The following is a 17,132-nucleotide window of genomic DNA, read 5'->3' as shown; positions in this document are numbered from 1 at the left end:
ATGACTGTGACCCTGCGAACGATCGAATCCCTCGGTCCGCTCGCCGGCAAGCGCGTCGTCGTCCGTTGTGACCTCAACGTCCCTCTCCAGGACGGGGTCATCACGGACGACGGCCGCGTGCGGGCGTCCGTCCCCACGCTCGAGGCCCTCGTCGGCCAGGGAGCCCGCGTGATCGTGGTCTCCCACCTGGGCCGCCCCGACGGGGCGCCCGACCCGAGGTACAGCCTCGCGCCGGTCGCGGCGCGCCTCGGCGAACTCATCGACGCGCCCGTCGCGTTCGCGAGCGACACGGTCGGGCCGGATGCCACGGCGAAGGTCGAGGCGCTCGGCGACGGCGAGGTGCTCGTGCTCGAGAACCTGCGGTTCAACCCGGGGGAGACCTCGAAGAACGAGGCGGAGCGCACCGCGTTCGCCGGCGAGCTCGCGGGCTCCGCCGACGCGGTCGTCTCCGACGGCTTCGGCGTCGTGCACCGCAAGCAGGCGAGCGTCTACGAGCTCGAGCAGTTGCGGCCGAGCGCCGCGGGCCTGCTGATCGCGGCGGAGCTCGACGTGCTCGACCGGCTCACCGAGTCGCCCGAGCGGCCGTACACGGTGGTGCTCGGCGGCTCGAAGGTGTCCGACAAGCTCGGCGTCATCGCGCACCTGCTCCCGCGCGTCGACACGCTGCTCATCGGCGGGGGCATGCTCTTCACGTTCCTCGCGGCACAGGGCCACCAGGTGGGCTCGAGCCTGCTCGAGGCCGACCAGATCGAGACCGTCATAGGGTACCTCGCCGAGGCGGAGGAGCGCGGCGTCTCGATCGTGCTGCCCACCGACGTGGTGGTCGCGGCGTCGTTCTCGGCTGACGCCGAGCACGTCGTCGCGCCGGCCGATGCCATCGAGGAGACGCCCTTCGGGGCTTCCGGCCTCGGACTCGACATCGGCCCCGACACGGCGGCCGCCTTCGCGGAGCAGATCCGCGGGTCGAAGACCGTCTTCTGGAACGGCCCGATGGGCGTGTTCGAGCTCGCCCCCTTCGCCGCCGGCACCCGCGTGGTCGCCGAGGCGCTCACCGAGGTCGACGGGCTCAGCGTCGTCGGCGGCGGCGATTCGGCGGCAGCCGTACGCCAGCTCGGCTTCGACGATGCGGCGTTCGGACACATCTCGACGGGCGGGGGCGCGAGCCTCGAGTTCCTCGAGGGCAGGAAGCTCCCCGGACTGGAGGTCCTCGGATGGCAGTGACACGCACCCCGTTCATCGCGGGCAACTGGAAGATGAACCTCGACCACCTGCAGTCGATCGCCTTCGTGCAGAAGCTGGCGTGGTCGTTGGCGGATGCGAGGCACGACTTCGCAGACGCCGAAGTCGCGGTGTTCCCGCCGTTCACCGACCTGCGTTCGGTGCAGACGCTCGTGGCCGCCGATTCGCTGCCGCTCGCGTACGGCGCACAGGACGTCTCGGCGCACGACTCCGGCGCGTACACCGGCGAGATCTCGGGCGCGTTCCTCGCGCAGCTCGACTGCCGGTACGTCATCATCGGGCACTCCGAGCGGCGCACGCTGCATCACGAGACCGACGCCGACGTGAACGCCAAGGTGATCGCCGCCCACAGGCACGGACTCGTGCCGGTGGTGTGCGTCGGAGAGACGGCGGAGGACCTCGAGGCGCACGGCCCGAGTGCCGTGCCGGTGAGGCAGCTCCGCACGGCGCTCGACGGCGTCGACGGGTCGAAGGGCCTCGTCGTCGCGTACGAACCCGTCTGGGCCATCGGCTCCGGTCAGGCGGCGACCCCCGGGCAGGCCGAGCAGGTGGCAGGGGCGCTGCGAGCCCTCATCGCCGAGCTGTTGGGCGACGAAGTCGCTGCGTCCACCCGCATCCTCTACGGCGGGTCGGTCAAGGCTGCGAACATCGCGTCGTTCCTGCGTGAGCCGAACGTGGACGGCGCGCTCGTCGGGGGCGCGAGCCTCGACATCGACGAGTTCTCGAGCATCGTCCGGTTCAAGAAGCACGTCGGCGCCTGAGCCGCGCTCCACAGGCTCCGCCGGCGGTGCGGCTATACTCGATTGTCGGCACTGACACCATCCGTCGTGCCCGGAAAGGTTCACCCGTGGAGATTCTCCAGGTCGTCCTGCAGGTGCTGCTCGGTCTCACGAGCCTCCTGCTGACGCTGCTCATCCTGCTGCACAAGGGCCGAGGCGGCGGTCTGTCCGACATGTTCGGCGGCGGCGTCACGTCCAGCCTGGGCGCGTCCGGGGTGGCCGAGCGAAACCTCAACCGCATCACGATCATCCTCGGACTGGTCTGGGTGACGTGCATCGTGGTGCTCGGACTCATCACCAAGTTCGAAGCCGGAATCTGACGGGGGAACCATGGCATCAGGGAACAGCGCCATCCGGGGTTCGCGCGTGGGCGCGGGACCGATGGGCGAGCAGGACCGAGGATTCCACGCCGACCGCGTGGCGGTGAGCTACTGGGACGCCCAGGGCAATGAGACCGTGCGGCACTTCGCGGCGTCCCTCCCCGAGGAGGAGATCCCCGACATCATCGACAGTCCCTCGACGGGCCTTCCGGCCGGCCGTGACAAGGACAACCCGCCGTCGGTGTCGAAGCTCGAGCCGTACAAGACGCACCTCGCGTACGTGAAGGAACGGCGCACCGACGAGGAGGCCGCGGCGCTCCTCGAGGAAGCGCTCACGCAGCTTCGTGCGCGCCGCGGACAGAGCGCGCCGCAGGACTGACGCGCTCACCAGCAGAACGTGGAAGGGGCCAGCCGGATCGGCTGGCCCCTTCCACGTCGTCGGTACCGCGCGGGTGCGGCATCCGTTCGCCTGTGCTCAGTAGTCGCGCGCGATGAGCGCCTCGGGCACCTCGGCGGCGGCATCCGCATCGACGAAGAAGACCGTGCGTCGACGCCCCTTGATGCCGGCCACGGGCACCTCGTCGCGGCTCGCCCCGGCAAGGGCGAGTCCGAGCGCGGACGCCTTGTCGGCCCCGGCAAGTACCAGCCAGATGCGCTGCGACGAGTTGATCACGGGCCGCGTGAGGCTGAGTCGCTCGGGCGGTGGCTTCGGCGCATTCCGCACCGGGATGACCGTGTGGTCGGTCACCTGGATGCCGGAGCGGTGCGGGAACAGCGAGGCGATGTGCCCGTCGGGGCCGACGCCGAGGAACGTGATGTCGAAGATCGGGTGCGGCAGCCCGTCCACACCGTGCTCCGACAGCTCGGCGGCGTAGACCTCGGCGGCCTCGTCGAGGCTCATGCCGGAGTCGGCGGCTGGGAAGGCGTGCACATTCTCGTCGGGCACGTCGAGGTCGTCGAGCAGGGCGACGCGCGCCTGCTCGTCGTTGCGCTCCTCATCACGAGCGGGCACCCACCGTTCATCGCCCCACCAGAAGTGCACACGCGACCAGTCGATCGTCATGCGCGCGGGCGACGCCGACACAGCCTCGAGCACCGCGGAGCCCATCGACCCGCCCGTCAGCACGACGTGCGCCACGGCCTGCGTGTCGAGGATGTCGAGCATCTTCGTGATGAAGCGCGCCGAGACGGAACTCGCCAACGAAGCCTTGTCGGGGTGGACGAGTACCCGCCGCTCATTCGTCATGCATGGACTCCTTCGGCCTCCGCGTCGCCGAGCAGCGCCAGGCCGCTCGTGATCACTTCACCGTACAGCTCATCGGGGTCGAGGCGGCGGAGTTCGTCGGCGAGGCAGTCGCGCAGATTGCGGCGGGGGAGCGCCAGGTCGTGCACGGGCTGTCCGGGCTGGCGGAGGGTCGCGATGCCGGGGATGTCTCGTACGAGCTCGATGGCGCCCCCATCGCGCTCGAGGCGCACCCCGTGGATGCCGTGCGAGCCCGCCTCTACCGGGGTGAGGACGCAGGTCGCGGGCACGTCGAGCTCGAGCCGCAGCCACGCCGCCAACAGGGTGGTCGATGGCGAATCGATGGCGCCGGTCACCCGGACGCCCGTGATGGGCTCGTACGGCGGCTGGTCGAGCACCGCGGCGAGCTGTGCACGCCACAGCGTGAGCCGGGTCCACGCGAAGTCCGCGTCACCGGGCGAGTAACTCGCCTCGAGCGAGTGCAGCGATCCCTGCGGGTCGGCCTGCGTCGAGGCATCCGTGATGCGACGCTGTGCGATACGGCCGAGCGCGGCCTCACGCGGTACGGCGGGCGCCGCGCCGGGCCACCAGGTGACGACCGGCGCATCCGGCAGCAGCAGGCCCATGACGAGGCTCTCCTCGTCGAGCGCCGCGTCGCCGCACGCGCGCAGCACGATCACCTCACTCGCACCGGCGTCGCCGCCCACGCGGATCTCCGCGTCGAGTCGTGCCTCGACGCCGGGCAGCTCGTGAGGATCGCTGGAGACCACGATGACGCGCATCGGATGCTCACGCGACGCGTCGTTCGCCGCCTCGATCGCCTCCTCCTCGCTGCCGGGCGACGTGGCGATCACGAGGGTCAGCACGCGGCCGAGGGCGACGACGCCGCCCTCCTCGCGGATCTTCACCAGCGTCTTGGAGACCTGGCTCGTCGTCGTGTCGGGGAGTTCGACGATCATGGGCGCCTCCAGCTTCGTCCGTCGCGGTGCAGGAGCTCGTCGGCTGAGCTCGGACCCCAGGTTCCGGGCCGGTACTGCTCGGGCTGGCCCTTCGTCGCCCAGAACTCCTCGATCGGGTCGAGGATCTTCCAGGACAGCTCGACCTCCTCCTGGCGGGGGAAGAGCGGCGGGTCGCCGAGCAGCACGTCGAGGATGAGGCGCTCGTAGGCCTCTGGGCTGGCCTCGGTGAACGCGTGACCGTAGCCGAAGTCCATCGTGACATCACGCACCTGCATGCCCGCCCCCGGCACCTTGGAGCCGAACCGGATCGTGACGCCCTCATCGGGCTGCACGCGGATCACGAGCGCGTTCTGTCCGAGCTCCGAGGTCTGGCTGTCGGCGAAGACCTGCTGGGGCGCCCGCTTGAAGACCACGGCGATCTCGGTGACCCGGCGCCCGAGGCGCTTGCCGGCCCTCAGGTAGAAGGGCACACCGGCCCAGCGGCGGGTGCCGATAAGCAGCTTCATGGCCGCGTAGGTCTCGGTCGTGGACTCGGGGTTCATCCCGTCCTCGTCGAGGAAGCCGACGACCTTCTCGCCACCCTGCCAGCCGCCCGCGTACTGCCCGCGCGCCGTGCCGGTCGCGAGGTCGTCGGGCAGCCGGACCGCGGCGAGGATCTTCTCCTTCTCGGCGCGCAGGTCGGCCGCGTCGAACGAGATCGGCTCCTCCATCGCCGTGAGGGCGAGGAGCTGGAGCAGGTGGTTCTGGATGACGTCGCGCGCTGCGCCGATGCCGTCGTAATACCCGGCACGACCGCCCACGCCGATGTCCTCGGCCATCGTGATCTGCACGTGGTCGACGTAGTTCGCATTCCAGATCGGCTCGTACAGCTGGTTGGCGAAGCGCAGCGCGAGGATGTTCTGCACCGTCTCCTTGCCGAGGTAGTGGTCGATGCGGAACACCGCATCGGGCGGGAACACCGACGCGACCACGTCGTTCAGCTCGCGCGCCGACTGCAGGTCGGAGCCGAACGGCTTCTCGATGACCACTCGGCGCCACTGGTCGTCGCGCTGTTGGGTGAGCCCCGACCGCTTCAGCTGCTCGGTGACGAGCGGGAACGATTTCGGGGGGATCGAGAGGTAGAACGCGTGATTGCCCATGGTGCCGCGCTCGCGGTCGAGCTCCTCGACGACGGTGCGCAGGCGGTCGAACGCCGCATCGTCGTCGAAATCGCCCTGGACGAACCGGACGCCGCGCGCGAGCTGCCTCCAGACATCCTCGCGGAACTCGGTGCGGGCATACTGCTTGACCGAGTCGTGCACGACCTCCTCGAAGTCCTCGTCGGCCCAGTCGCGGCGGGCGAACCCGACAAGCGCGAAGCCGGGAGGCAGCAGCCCGCGGTTCGCGAGGTCGTAGACCGCGGGCATGAGCTTCTTGCGGGCGAGGTCGCCGGTCACCCCGAAGATGATGAGGCTCGAAGGGCCGGCGATCCGGTTGAGGCGGTAGTCCTGGGGGGAACGCAGCGGGTTGTGCTGCGCCGAGATCTCTGCCGGAGCCATGCGGATCCTTCCCTGGATCAGCCGACGGCGTCGAACAGCGTCGCGAGGTTCGCGGCGGGGTCCGTCAGCGTGAGCGTGAGCACCGGGCGGCCGTGCTCGGCGAGCACGCTCGCGTCGCCGGATGCCTGCGCGGCGATCAGCTCGCCGAAGGTGAACGGGCGCTCGGGAATCGGGAGGTCCTCGGCCGGCGCCTCGGTGATCTGCAGGAACACGCCGACCGCGGGACCGCCCTTGTGGAACTGGCCGGTCGAATGCAGGAATCGCGGGCCCCATCCGAACGTCACGGGGCGGCCGGCACGTACCGCCAGCAGGTCGCGGATGCGTGCGAGCTCGGGGTGGGCGACGCGGTCGACGTACGCCTGCACCGAGACGTAGCCGTTCGCGGGCAGCTCCTCGAGCAGCACGTCGATCGCCGAGACGAGGTCGCTCGACGCGCCGATCACGTCGGGCGTGCCACGCACCTCGATGCCGTCGGCGACGAACGCCGCCGGGGCCGGCTCGGGTCGCGCATCGAGCAGTCCGCGAGCCGCGATCTTCGCCGACTCGACGTCGGGCTGGTCGAACGGGTTGATGCCGAGGAGGCGTCCGGCCACGGCGGTGGCGTACTCCCACACGAGCAGCTGCGCGCCCAGACTGCCGGAGACGCGGATGTCGCCCGAGGCGTGGCGGGCGAAGATCTGGTCGCCGGCGTCATCGACGAGGCGCACGACCTGCACGTCGGGCAGGTCGCTGGTCAGCTCCGGAGCGTCGAGGTCGAGCACGACGGGCAGGATGCCGGTGCCCTCCTTGCCCGTGGATTCGGCGATGAGCTGCTCGGCCCAGTCGGCTAAGCCGACGATGTGGGTGCCGTCGGCGACGATCGCGAGCTTGTCGCGCAGCGGGGCGGTGGCCGCGATGGCGGCGCCGAGCACGAGACCGGGGTTCTCCGGGCTGTCGATCGCAAGGGAGAGCTCGATCGTCTCTGCTTCGTCGAGGATCTCGGCGATGTCGACGCCCGCGAGGCCCGACGGCACGAGGCCGAACGCGGTCAGCGCGGAGTAGCGGCCGCCGACCGTCGGGTCGGCGTTGAAGACGCGGTAGCCGGCCGCGCGGGCCGACTCGTCGAGCGGCGAGCCAGGGTCGGTCACGACGATGATCCGGGTCGCCGGGTCGATGCCCGCGTCGTGGAACGCCTGCTCGTACACACGGCGTTGGCTGTCGGTCTCGACGGTCGAGCCCGACTTCGACGAGACGACGAGCGCCGACTCGGCGAGCCGGTCGGCAAGGGCCGCGCGAACCTGACCGGGCTCCGTCGAGTCGAGCACGGTGAGCTCCACCCGCGAGGTGCGGGTGATGACCTCGGGTGCGAGCGAGGAGCCGCCCATGCCGGCGAGCACGATGTGCGTGACGCCGTCGGCCTCGAGCTGGTCGCGGAGCGCCTCGATCTCGGGGACGAGCTGGCGCGAGACCGCGACCGCCTCGGTCCATCCGAGGCGCTTCGACGCCTCCTCCTCGGCGGCGGGGCCCCAGAGGGCGGCGTCCTGGGCGGTGATGCCGCTCGCGACCAGGTCGGCGACGAGGCCGGGGACGGTGCGGCGGACCGCGTCGGCGGCCGCGCCGCTGACCGAGATGCGGAAGCTCATCGGGCCGCCTCCAGCGCGCCGCGCACCGTGTCGAGCAGCTCGTGCCACGACACGATGAACTTCTCGACGCCCTCGCGCTCGAGCACGGCGGTCACGTCGTCGTAGTCGACGCCCACGCGGGCGAGCGCATCGAGCACGCCTCCGGCATCGGCGTACGCGCTGGTCACGGTGTCGCCGAGGATCTCGCCGTGGTCGAAGGTCGCCTCGAGCGTCTTCTCGGGCATCGTGTTGACGACGCCCCGTGCGACGAGTTCGGTGACGTAGAGGGTGTCGGGCAGCGACGGGTCCTTGACGCCCGTGGACGCCCACAGCGGACGCTGGCGGTTGGCGCCTGCGTCCAGGAGCGCGGTCGCCCGCTCGCCGCCGAACACCTCCTCGTAGAGCTCGTACGCGAGTCGCGCGTTGGCGACGCCCCCCTTGCTCTTCAGTGCCAGGGCCTCGTCGGTGCCGATCGCGACGAGACGCTTGTCGATCTCGGTGTCGACGCGTGAGACGAAGAACGAGGCGACCGAGTGGATGGTGGAGAGGTCGATGCCGGCGGCCTTCGCCCGCTCGAGCCCGGCGAGGTAGGCGTCCATCACCTGGCGGTAGCGGTCGAGGCTGAAGATCAGCGTTACGTTGACGCTGATGCCCGCGCCGATCGCCGCCGTGATCGCGTCGAGGCCCTCGACGGTCCCAGGGATCTTGATCATCACGTTCGGCCGGCCGACCTTGTCCCACAGGGCGTGCGCCTGCTCGATCGTGCGCGCCGTGTCGTGTGCGAGGTCGGGGGCGACCTCGATCGAGACGCGGCCGTCGTAGCCGTTGCTCGCCTCGTAGGCCGGGTGGAAGATGTCGGCCGCAGTGCGCACGTCGTCGGTCGTGATCTCGAAGACCGCGCTGTCGACGTCGGCGCCGCCCAGGGCGAGCGCGTGGAGCTGCGCGTGGTAGCCGTCGCCCTTCGCGAGGGCGCCCGCGAAGATCGTGGGGTTGGTGGTGACGCCCACGACGTTGCGCTCGGCGATCAGCCGCTCGAGGCCGCCCGACGTGATGCGCTCGCGCGAGAGGTCGTCGAGCCAGATGCTCACGCCGGCCTGGGAAAGGGCCTCGGTGGGGGACTGGGTGGACTGGGTCTGCGTGGACATTTCTGTCATCTCCTTCGTGCGCGCGTCAGGCCGACGCGAGCGTCTCCTTCGCGGCGGCGACGACGGCGTCCGTCGTGATGCCGAACTCGCGGAACAGGGTCTTGTAGTCGGCGGATGCGCCGAAGTGCTCGATCGACACACTCCGGCCGCGGTCGCCGACGTATGAGCGCCACGACAGCGCGACGCCGGCCTCGACCGACACGCGTGCCGTCACGGCGGCGGGGAGCACGGACTCGCGGTACGCCGCATCCTGCTGCTCGAACCACTCGAGGCTCGGCGCCGAGACGACGCGGGCCTGGATGCCATCTGCGGCGAGGCGCTCACGGGCGGCGACGGCGAGCTGCACCTCGGAGCCGGTCGCGATGAGGATCACCTGGGGCGTGCCCGACGGCGCCTCGGCGAGCACGTAGGCGCCCTTCGCGAGGCCGGATGCCGCGGCCAGGGTGTCGCCGGATGCCTCGCCGTCGCCGCGCTCGAACACCGGGATGTTCTGGCGGGTGAGCGCGATGCCCACCGGACCGTCGTGCCGCTTCAGGATCTCGAGCCACGCGGCGGCCACCTCGTTGGCGTCGGCGGGGCGGACGACCGTGAAGCCCGGGATCGCGCGGAGCGCGGCGAGCTGCTCGATGGGCTGGTGCGTGGGGCCGTCCTCGCCGAGGGCGACGGAGTCGTGCGTCCAGACGAAGATCGACGGCACCCGCATGAGCGCGGAGAGGCGGACCGCGGGGCGCATGTAGTCGCTGAAGATGAGGAACGTGCCGCCGAATGCGCGGGTCTTGCCGTGCAGCACGATGCCGTTCACGATGGCGGCCATGGCGTGCTCCCGGATCCCGAAGTGCAGCACGCGTCCGTAGGGGTTGCCGGCGAACTCGTGCGTCGACCACTCGGTCGGGACGAACGAGTCCGCGTCGTTGATGGTGGTGAGGTTCGACTCCGCGAGGTCGGCCGATCCGCCCCAGAGCTCTGGCAGCGCGCCGGCGAGGGCATTGATGACCTTGCCGGATGCCGCGCGCGTGGAGAGCTCGGTGCCCCCCTCGAACGACGGAAGTACGGATGCCACGTCGGCGGGCAGCTCGCCGGCCTCGAGGCGATCGAGCAGCACCTTGCGCACGGGGTTCGCTTCGGCCCACGCGTCGAACGCCACCTGCCACTGGGCGTGCGCGACCGCGCCGCGCTCACCGGCCTCGCGGGTGTGCTCGAGGATGTCCTCGGCGACGACGAAGGTCTGCTCGGGGTCGAAGCCGAGCACCTCCTTGGTGGCCTCCAGCTCGGACGCGCCGAGGGCGGACCCGTGGATCTTGCCGGTGTTCTGCTTGCCGGGGCTGGGCCAGCCGATGATCGTCTTCAGGACGATGATCGAGGGCTTCGAGGTCTCGCCCTTGGCCGCCTCGATCGCCCGGTGCAGTTCTGCGACATCCTCGACGTACTCGCCCGTCTTCTTCCAGTCGACGGTCTGCACGTGCCAGCCGTAGGCCTCGTAGCGCTTGGCGACGTCCTCGGTGAACGCGATGTTGGTGTCGTCCTCGATGGAGATCTGGTTGGAGTCGTAGATCACCACGAGGTTCCCGAGCTGCTGGTGCCCGGCGAGCGAGGACGCTTCGCTCGTGATGCCCTCCTCGAGGTCGCCATCGCTCGCGATGACGTAGATGAAGTGGTCGAACGGGCTCGTGCCGGGTGCGGCATCCGGGTCGAACAGGCCGCGCTCGAAGCGGGAGGCGTAGGCGAATCCGACCGCCGAGGCAAGACCCTGTCCGAGCGGGCCGGTGGTGATCTCGACGCCGTCGGTGTGGCCGTACTCGGGGTGTCCGGGGGTCTTCGAACCCCACGTGCGGAGCGCCTTCAGGTCGTCGAGCTGAAGGCCGTCGCCCGCGAGGTACAGCTGCACGTACTGCGTGAGGGAGCTATGACCGGCGGAGAGGACGAACCGGTCGCGGCCGAGCCAGGCGTGGTCGGCGGGGTCCCGGTGCATGACCTTCTGGAAGAGGAGGTAAGCGGCCGGGGCGAGGCTCATCGCGGTGCCGGGGTGCCCGTTCCCGACCTTCTCGACGGCGTCGGCCGCGAGCACGCGCGCCGTATCCACCGCGCGATCGTCGATGGGTTCCCACTGCAGAGTTGCCACGAGGTGCTGTTCCTTCCGATCGTGACGGCGTCGGGAACCGTCGGGCCCGACCCGCCGAGGACGTTGCGGCGCGGTTCCGCCCTGGCGGCGGATTCGGCCGGGCACGTCGTACGTGACGCCGGCTTGGTCGAACCCGCGAAGCCGGGCGCGCATCCTCAGTATATGGATTCAGCGAGCCAGTGTGACGGGCTGTGACTCACACGCGGCTCCGCGTGATGTGAGGCGGAAAGCGCATTCCGAAACACCACGCGGTGGGCATGGCCTAGAATCGTGAGGGGTCGCGCGGGGAGTGGTCGAAACGTGCCCGCGCCCGGAAGAGGAACGATGCAGGCAGCCGTACACACTCGCGAGTCGCGACCGGCGATGACGGTACGGCGCAAGCTCGCCGCCTACCTCGCGCTCACGAAGCCGCGTGTCATCGAGCTGCTGCTCGTGGTCACCGCACCCACCATGATCCTCGCGCAGAACGGCCTGCCGAACCTCTGGCTGCTCGTCGCCACGCTCATCGGCGGTGCGATGAGCGCGGGCTGCGCGGGCGCCTTCAACTGCTACATCGACCGCGACATCGACCGGGTCATGAAGCGCACGCAGGGCCGGCCGCTCGTCACCGGCGAGCTCACCGATCGCGAGGCGCTCGTGTTCGCCTTCGGGCTCGGCGCGGCATCAATCGCCTGGCTCTGGATCTTCACCAACTGGCTTGCGGCGGCACTCTCGCTCGCCGCCATCCTGCTCTACGTGGTCTTCTACAGCCTGATCCTGAAGCGACGCACGTCGCAGAACATCGTGTGGGGCGGCGTCGCCGGCTGCATGCCGGTGCTGATCGGCTGGGCGGCGGTGACCGGAAGCCTCTCGTGGACGCCGTTCATCCTGTTCCTCATCATCTTCCTGTGGACGCCGCCGCATTACTGGCCGCTCTCGATGAAGTACAAGGACGACTACGCCGCCGCTGGCGTGCCGATGCTCGCGGTCGTGCGCGGGCGCGCGCAGGTCGGCCTGCAGGTCATCCTCTATGCGTGGGCGACGGTGGCCTGCTCGCTGCTGCTCATCCCGGTGGCCGGCATGGGGCTCGTGTACTCGACCGTCGCGGTCGTCACGGGTGTGTGGTTCATCTTCGAGACGCACCGGCTCTACGGTCTCGCGATCCGCCATGAGAAGGTCTCGCCGATGCGGGTCTTCCACGGATCGATCGTGTACCTCTCACTGCTGTTCCTCGCGATCGGGATCGACCCGCTGCTGCCATTCTGAGTTCGTTCGTGTGCCGGTCTTCGCCCGGCGCACCGCGGTCGGGCTGTCACGGTCCACGCAATGGCGAGAGGTCGTCCTCCACCTCCGTCACGTCTGCCGAGTCGGTGCAGAGGCCCTCGGGCGCATGCTCGCGGATGTACGCGGACGCATGGCACACCTCGGTCGAGGACATGCGGACTTTGGTCGATCCGGATCCCTTGGCGGCATCGGACTCGCCCCCGCCACACCCGGCCAGCACACTCACGGCCAAGGCGGCGGGGACGATGAGGAATACGCGAACGTTCATGATCTCGTCCTTCCAGTCGATCGGACGGCAGCCACGATCCACTCCGCGCACGAGGTCGGCATCGGACGAACCCCCTGATATTCGCGGACGAACCCCTTACTCGCCACGACGAGGGGTGCCAAACTGTGGTGGTGGCCGTGCCACCCGAGCCGTCCTCGTCGGTGCTCGTCGGACGTGGGCGTGAACTCGGGATCATCCGTTCGCTCCTCGACCGCTCCGCCGCCGAGGATGCCCAGACACTGCTCGTCTCGGGCGATGCGGGCGTCGGCAAGACCGCCCTGGTGGCCCGGGCCTGTGCCGACCGCGATGGGTTGTCAACGGGGCTGTCCGGCACGTGCCTGCCGCTGACGTCGATGTCGATCCCGTTCCTGCCGATCCGATCGGCGCTGCGCGCAGTTGCCGAGGCGGGCGGCGACTTCCGCGAGGTCACCGCGAAGGAGGGCGAGTTCGTGCTGGGGTTCGACGCCTGGCTGGATCGGCGGTGCGCGGAGCGGCACGTCGTGTTGGTGATCGACGACCTGCAGTGGGCCGACCGCTCGACTCTGGATGCGATCATGTACGTGATCGCAGGACCGTCGTCCCGCCGGCTCGCGGTCGTGGCGACACTCCGGTCGGGCGAGGTCGGGCTGCGGCATCCGCTGCAGCGCTGGCTGGCGGACGTCCGTCGCCTGCCCCGGACGACCGAGCTCGCGCTCGGGCCTCTCGACCGAGCAGGGACTGCGGCCCAATTGGAATTGCTGCTCGGGGGATCCCCGCACCAGTCGCTCGTGGACGACGTGCATGGCCACGCATGCGGCAATCCATACTTCACACGGCTCATGGTTGCGGGCCTCTCCGCCGAGGCGCGCGCAGCGCCCGACGCCTTCCCGGGCGACCTCCGCTCGGCGGTGCTGCAGTCCTCGTTCCGGTTGTCGTCGGCGACGCGGCGACTCGCCACGGTGCTCGCGGTCGGTGGCCGGCCGATGCACGTGGATGAGCTCGCGGAGGTCGTCGGCGAGGATCCTGGCCAGGTTCGGATCCGGCTGGAGGTGGCTGTGGGCTCCGGCACGGTCGTGGCCGTCGGCGACGGGGCATTCTGGTTCCACCATCCGTTGAATGCCGAAGTGCTCGAAGCAGAGCTCGCCGAGGAGGATCGGCGCGACCTCCACGCGCGCTTCGCGGACGCGATCGAGCGGCGGTCCGCAGGGCAGGCCGAGACCGACGCGGCAGGAGCCGCCGCCGTTGCCGTCGCGATCGCCGACCACCGCGATGCCGCGAAGCAGACGCGCGAGGCCTACGAAGGGGCCCTGATCGCCGCGGGCCTGGTCGGCGGCGCGGACGGGCGCGCCGAGCAGCTGCGATTGCTCCGTCGTGCGGTCGCGCTTCGCGGCGAGCTGCCCGACCCGGAGGAGTCCGTCGACACGCTGCTGCGACGGCTGCGCACCGTGGCTGCCGACGCCGGAGCGACGGCCGATGAGCTCGATGCGGTGGAATCGCTGCTCGCCCGAGTCGACCCGGAGGCGCAGCCGCTCGTCGCCGCAGAGCTCCTCGTGCGTCGGATGCACCTCCGTGACATCGCCGGGCAGGCTTTCATCGACGTCGACGAAATGCGGGAGGCCGTCCGCTTGGCGGAGGCGGACACGACGAGCCCCCAGTACGCGCTGGCCCTCGCGGAGCTCGCTCACGCCGAAGTGTGGGCCGGCCATCACGATGCGCCGGCGCACGCGAGCGCAGCGATCGCGATTGCGCGTGGGACCGACGACCTGCGGGCGCTGTCTCACGCGCTCGCGGCCGGTTCCATGACGGCAGGCGTCGCCGAGGATGCGCCGACAGCCCAGGCGCTTGCGCATGAAGCGGTCGAGGCTGCCCGGGCCGCGGGCGACTGGTGGGCCTACGTGCACGCGATGATGTGGGAAGCGGACGCATTCAGGACCTGGGGGAGCGCTGCGTACAGCTTGCTCATTCGGGATCGGCGCGTCGAGATGGTCGAGCGGGGCGGTCCGCATGCGTATGCGGCGTGGATGTCAGCTGTCGAGGCGCAGAACTGGCTCATCATCGGCGACTGGCAGGAATGCGACGCACGTCTCCGCGTCGTGCTCGGCTCCGACCCGGGACCTCTCGGAGACGTCATGGCCCGACTCGTCGCGGCCCGGGCGGCCACGCTGCGAGGGCGGCAGGCCGAGGCCGAGAGCCACCTTCTCCGAGTCGAGGAGCTCATGATCGACGGGTCGGCGTACCTCGGGCTGGAATTCGACGCCGTCCACGCGGAGGTACGCTTCGGTGCGCACGACCATGACGGCGCATTCCGGGCGGCGATGAATGGAGCACGGAAGTCAGGCGCACCGCCGACGAGGTGCGAATGGCTGATGCCGCTCGCGGCCCGGGCCCTCGCCGATCGGGTGCAGAGCGAGCACGATGACGGGCGCACCGATGGGGACGCGCTGGAGACGCTGGACGCGCTGGTCGCGCGGTTCCCGCACGTCATCAGGGACATCGGCCCGACGACGGGGATACGGGGGAGCCTCCTCCACGCGTTCGATGCGCAATATGCCGCGGAACAGGCTCGAGCCCGCCGCCACCCGGGCGAAGCAGCCGCCTGGATCCGAGCGGTGGATGCCTTCGCGAACGCGGCACTCCCGTGGGAGGAGGCGTACTCCAGCTGGCGCGCGGCGGAGGCGCTGCTCGGCCGCGGCCACGACCGGCGGGCGGGTGCTGCGATGCTCCGGCATGGCCTCGCACTCGCCCGGCGGCTCGAGGCGCGGCCGGTCGAGCGCGAGCTGGGCGACCTGGCGGAGCGTGCACGGATCCCGGTGGAGGAGCCGTCGTCCGCGGCATCCGCTGCGCCCGCCGCGCTGCACGGCCTTACCGAGCGCGAGCGCGGGGTGCTCGACCTCGTCGCCGTGGGCCGCACCTACTCCGAGATCGCACGCACGCTGATGATCAGCGAGAAGACGGTGAGCACCCACGTCTCGCACCTGCTCGCCAAGACCGGCACGGCGAATCGCGTCGAGCTCGCCGGGTTGGTCCATCGCGTGACGGACGACGGCCCGGCGAACGGCTAGTCGATCACCCGATCGTCGTCGTGCGCGGCGTAGAACGCGGACTGGCGTCGCATGACCTCGTCCATGCCCGCCGAGCGGTCGACGCCGTAGACGGTGCCGGGGAAGTCGAGCGCCTGCTGGATCGCCCAGATCTCCTCGTGCCGGTCGGGGGAGAGGATGTGCGCGGGTGTCCCCACGGCCACCCAGCCGATCGGCACGACCGCGCCCGGCTCGAGGGTCGTGTTCACCTGCACGACGCCGTTGACGCGCACCTCGGCGCCCTCGCCGATCGACGCACCGGGGAACAACGCCGCCCCCGTTGCGATGAAGGCGCGGTCGCCGACCGTTGCGCCGTTCACGTGCGAGTGCGGCCCCACCATGACGTGCGATCCGATGATCGCCGGATGCCCGGCGCGCCCGCGGACGATCGCGTGCTCGAGCACCACCGATTCCGAGCCGATGCGGACCTCGCCATCCTCTCCGGTGAGCACTGCACCGTGCAGGATGCGCGCGCCGGACGCCACGACGACGTCGCCCGAGACGATCGCCCCGGGTGCGATCGTGGCATCGGGGTGGATGCGCGGAGCTCGTCCGCGGTGCTCGATCCTCATGCGCCGACGGATGCCTCCACCGGCCGGTCGGCGGGGACCGGACGCTTCAGCCGCAGCACGACGACCGTCATGGCGGCCGCGGTGAGCGCGGCGAGCACCATGTGCACGCCGACGGCGAGCGGCGGGAGTCCGTTGCGGGCCTGGTAGAGGCCGACCGCGACCTGTACGAGCTCGATCGCGAGGAGCACGCCCACCCAGCGCAGCGTCGGCAGGCGCAGCCGCCAGGCGGCGACGAGGAGCGCGATGGTGAGCGCGAGGAGGGCGTAGCCGGGCCAGGCGTGGACGTGCTCGAGCAGTTCGGAGTCGAACCCGCTGCGGCCCGCCTCGGCGTCGCCGGAATGCGGCCCCGACCCGGTGGTGAGCACGCCGAACGCGATCGTGAGTGCGAGCATCGCGGTCGTCGTGTGCGTGAGCCCGGCGTACCATCCGGGGACCGCGAGTTCGCGGGGCCCGGGCTGCGCGTCCATGCGCACGATGAATGCCGCGCAGACGCACACGAGCACGAGCGACGAGACGTAGTGGAAGCCGACGATGAACGGGTTCAGGCCGGTCCACACGGTGATGCCGCCCACGATCGCCTGTGCGACGACGCCCGCACCGACGATGAACGAGAGCGTGAAGAGGTCGCGACGCTCGGTGCGGATCCGCCAGACGAGCACGAAGAGCACGAGGGCGACGATGCCGACGACGCCGGTCATCAGGCGGTTCCCGAACTCGATGAGCGAGTGGTAGCCGAGCTCCTCGGTGGGGATCAGGGAGTCGGCCGTGCAGGTCGGCCAGGTGGGGCATCCGAGCCCCGAACCGGTGAGCCGCACGGCGCCGCCCGTCGCGATGATGGTCGTCTGCACGACGAACGAGAGCCATGCGAAGAAGTGGATGCGCCCGTCCACTCGGTCGGGCAGCCACTCGGTGAAGCGGTTCACGCTGGTCGGTCCTGATCCGGGTCGTACTGTGACGGCACTGGGAGAACCGTCCAGGCGGCAGTGCGACCCTATAGACTTGAGGGGTTGGATCCCCGCGAGGCGCG

General features: G+C 70.5%; 15 protein-coding genes. 6 read left to right on the top strand and 9 right to left on the bottom strand.

Annotated elements, in window-relative coordinates:
• Nucleotides 1–6: 6 nt before the first annotated feature.
• The 4 genes from pgk to ASG80_RS14665 all read left to right on the top strand — a co-directional run bounded on the left by pgk (nt 7) and on the right by ASG80_RS14665 (nt 2,717).
• Complete coding sequence (gene pgk, locus ASG80_RS14680; RefSeq protein WP_056731961.1) at nt 7–1,221, top strand: phosphoglycerate kinase; 1,215 nt, start codon at nt 7–9, stop codon at nt 1,219–1,221.
• Nucleotides 1,212–2,000 (top strand): triose-phosphate isomerase, encoded by a 789-nt coding sequence (gene tpiA, locus ASG80_RS14675; protein ID WP_056731959.1) that lies wholly within the window; start codon nt 1,212–1,214, stop codon nt 1,998–2,000. The genes pgk and tpiA overlap by 10 nt, the downstream gene beginning before the upstream one ends.
• A gap of 86 nt (nt 2,001–2,086) precedes the next feature.
• Nucleotides 2,087–2,338 carry a preprotein translocase subunit SecG gene (secG, locus tag ASG80_RS14670; RefSeq protein WP_056731958.1) on the top strand — a complete coding sequence of 84 codons (252 nt, stop codon included), beginning with the start codon at nt 2,087–2,089 and terminating at the stop codon, nt 2,336–2,338.
• Between the two features lie 10 nt (nt 2,339–2,348).
• A complete protein-coding gene (locus tag ASG80_RS14665; RefSeq protein ID WP_056731955.1) occupies nt 2,349–2,717 on the top strand; it encodes an RNA polymerase-binding protein RbpA in 369 nt (122 codons plus the stop codon).
• 96 nt (nt 2,718–2,813) lie between these two features.
• Here ASG80_RS14665 and pgl read toward each other — a convergent pair whose 3' ends face one another.
• From pgl to tkt, 6 genes are read right to left on the bottom strand one after another with little or no spacing between them, the layout of a single operon-like run.
• The gene (gene pgl / locus ASG80_RS14660) at nt 2,814–3,584 is read right to left on the bottom strand and encodes a 6-phosphogluconolactonase (RefSeq protein WP_056731954.1); all 771 of its coding nucleotides are present in this window, start codon (nt 3,582–3,584) and stop codon (nt 2,814–2,816) included.
• A complete protein-coding gene (locus ASG80_RS14655; protein ID WP_056731952.1) occupies nt 3,581–4,540 on the bottom strand; it encodes a glucose-6-phosphate dehydrogenase assembly protein OpcA in 960 nt (319 codons plus the stop codon). Before ASG80_RS14655 ends, pgl begins: the two co-directional genes overlap by 4 nt.
• Nucleotides 4,537–6,078, bottom strand: coding sequence for a glucose-6-phosphate dehydrogenase (gene zwf, locus ASG80_RS14650; protein WP_056731949.1), 1,542 nt, complete (start codon nt 6,076–6,078; stop codon nt 4,537–4,539). The genes ASG80_RS14655 and zwf overlap by 4 nt, the downstream gene beginning before the upstream one ends.
• 17 nt (nt 6,079–6,095) lie before the next feature.
• Nucleotides 6,096–7,700: a glucose-6-phosphate isomerase gene (locus ASG80_RS14645; protein WP_056731946.1), complete on the bottom strand. Its 1,605-nt coding sequence runs from the start codon at nt 7,698–7,700 to the stop codon at nt 6,096–6,098.
• Nucleotides 7,697–8,824 carry a transaldolase gene (gene tal, locus ASG80_RS14640; RefSeq protein ID WP_056731944.1) on the bottom strand — a complete coding sequence of 376 codons (1,128 nt, stop codon included), beginning with the start codon at nt 8,822–8,824 and terminating at the stop codon, nt 7,697–7,699. The genes ASG80_RS14645 and tal overlap by 4 nt, the downstream gene beginning before the upstream one ends.
• Before the next feature lie 25 nt (nt 8,825–8,849).
• Nucleotides 8,850–10,943 carry a transketolase gene (tkt, locus tag ASG80_RS14635; RefSeq protein ID WP_056731942.1) on the bottom strand — a complete coding sequence of 698 codons (2,094 nt, stop codon included), beginning with the start codon at nt 10,941–10,943 and terminating at the stop codon, nt 8,850–8,852.
• Between the two features lie 324 nt (nt 10,944–11,267).
• Here tkt and ASG80_RS14630 point away from each other — a divergent pair, with 324 nt between their 5' ends.
• Nucleotides 11,268–12,188: a heme o synthase gene (locus ASG80_RS14630; protein ID WP_056731940.1), complete on the top strand. Its 921-nt coding sequence runs from the start codon at nt 11,268–11,270 to the stop codon at nt 12,186–12,188.
• Between the two features lie 46 nt (nt 12,189–12,234).
• Here ASG80_RS14630 and ASG80_RS14625 read toward each other — a convergent pair whose 3' ends face one another.
• On the bottom strand, nt 12,235–12,474 hold the full coding sequence (locus ASG80_RS14625; RefSeq protein WP_156401864.1) for a hypothetical protein: 240 nt from the start codon (nt 12,472–12,474) through the stop codon (nt 12,235–12,237).
• Between the two features lie 131 nt (nt 12,475–12,605).
• On the opposite strand from ASG80_RS14625, the gene ASG80_RS24800 reads away from it, so the two are divergent.
• Nucleotides 12,606–15,515, top strand: a complete 2,910-nt coding sequence (locus ASG80_RS24800) for a LuxR family transcriptional regulator (protein ID WP_156401863.1) — start codon at nt 12,606–12,608, stop codon at nt 15,513–15,515.
• On the opposite strand, the gene ASG80_RS14615 is transcribed toward ASG80_RS24800, so the two are convergent.
• Complete coding sequence (locus ASG80_RS14615) at nt 15,512–16,105, bottom strand: gamma carbonic anhydrase family protein (RefSeq protein WP_056731932.1); 594 nt, start codon at nt 16,103–16,105, stop codon at nt 15,512–15,514. The two genes, ASG80_RS24800 and ASG80_RS14615, sit on opposite strands and share 4 nt — an antisense overlap.
• Complete coding sequence (locus ASG80_RS14610) at nt 16,102–17,028, bottom strand: heme A synthase (RefSeq protein WP_056731930.1); 927 nt, start codon at nt 17,026–17,028, stop codon at nt 16,102–16,104. Before ASG80_RS14610 ends, ASG80_RS14615 begins: the two co-directional genes overlap by 4 nt.
• Nucleotides 17,029–17,132: the final 104 nt, after the last annotated feature.

This window comes from Agromyces sp. Soil535 (assembly GCF_001428255.1).
Lineage (GTDB): Bacteria > Actinomycetota > Actinomycetes > Actinomycetales > Microbacteriaceae > Agromyces.
Note: the sequence above shows the minus strand (reverse complement) of the source record. Positions and strands in the feature narration are given on the sequence as shown.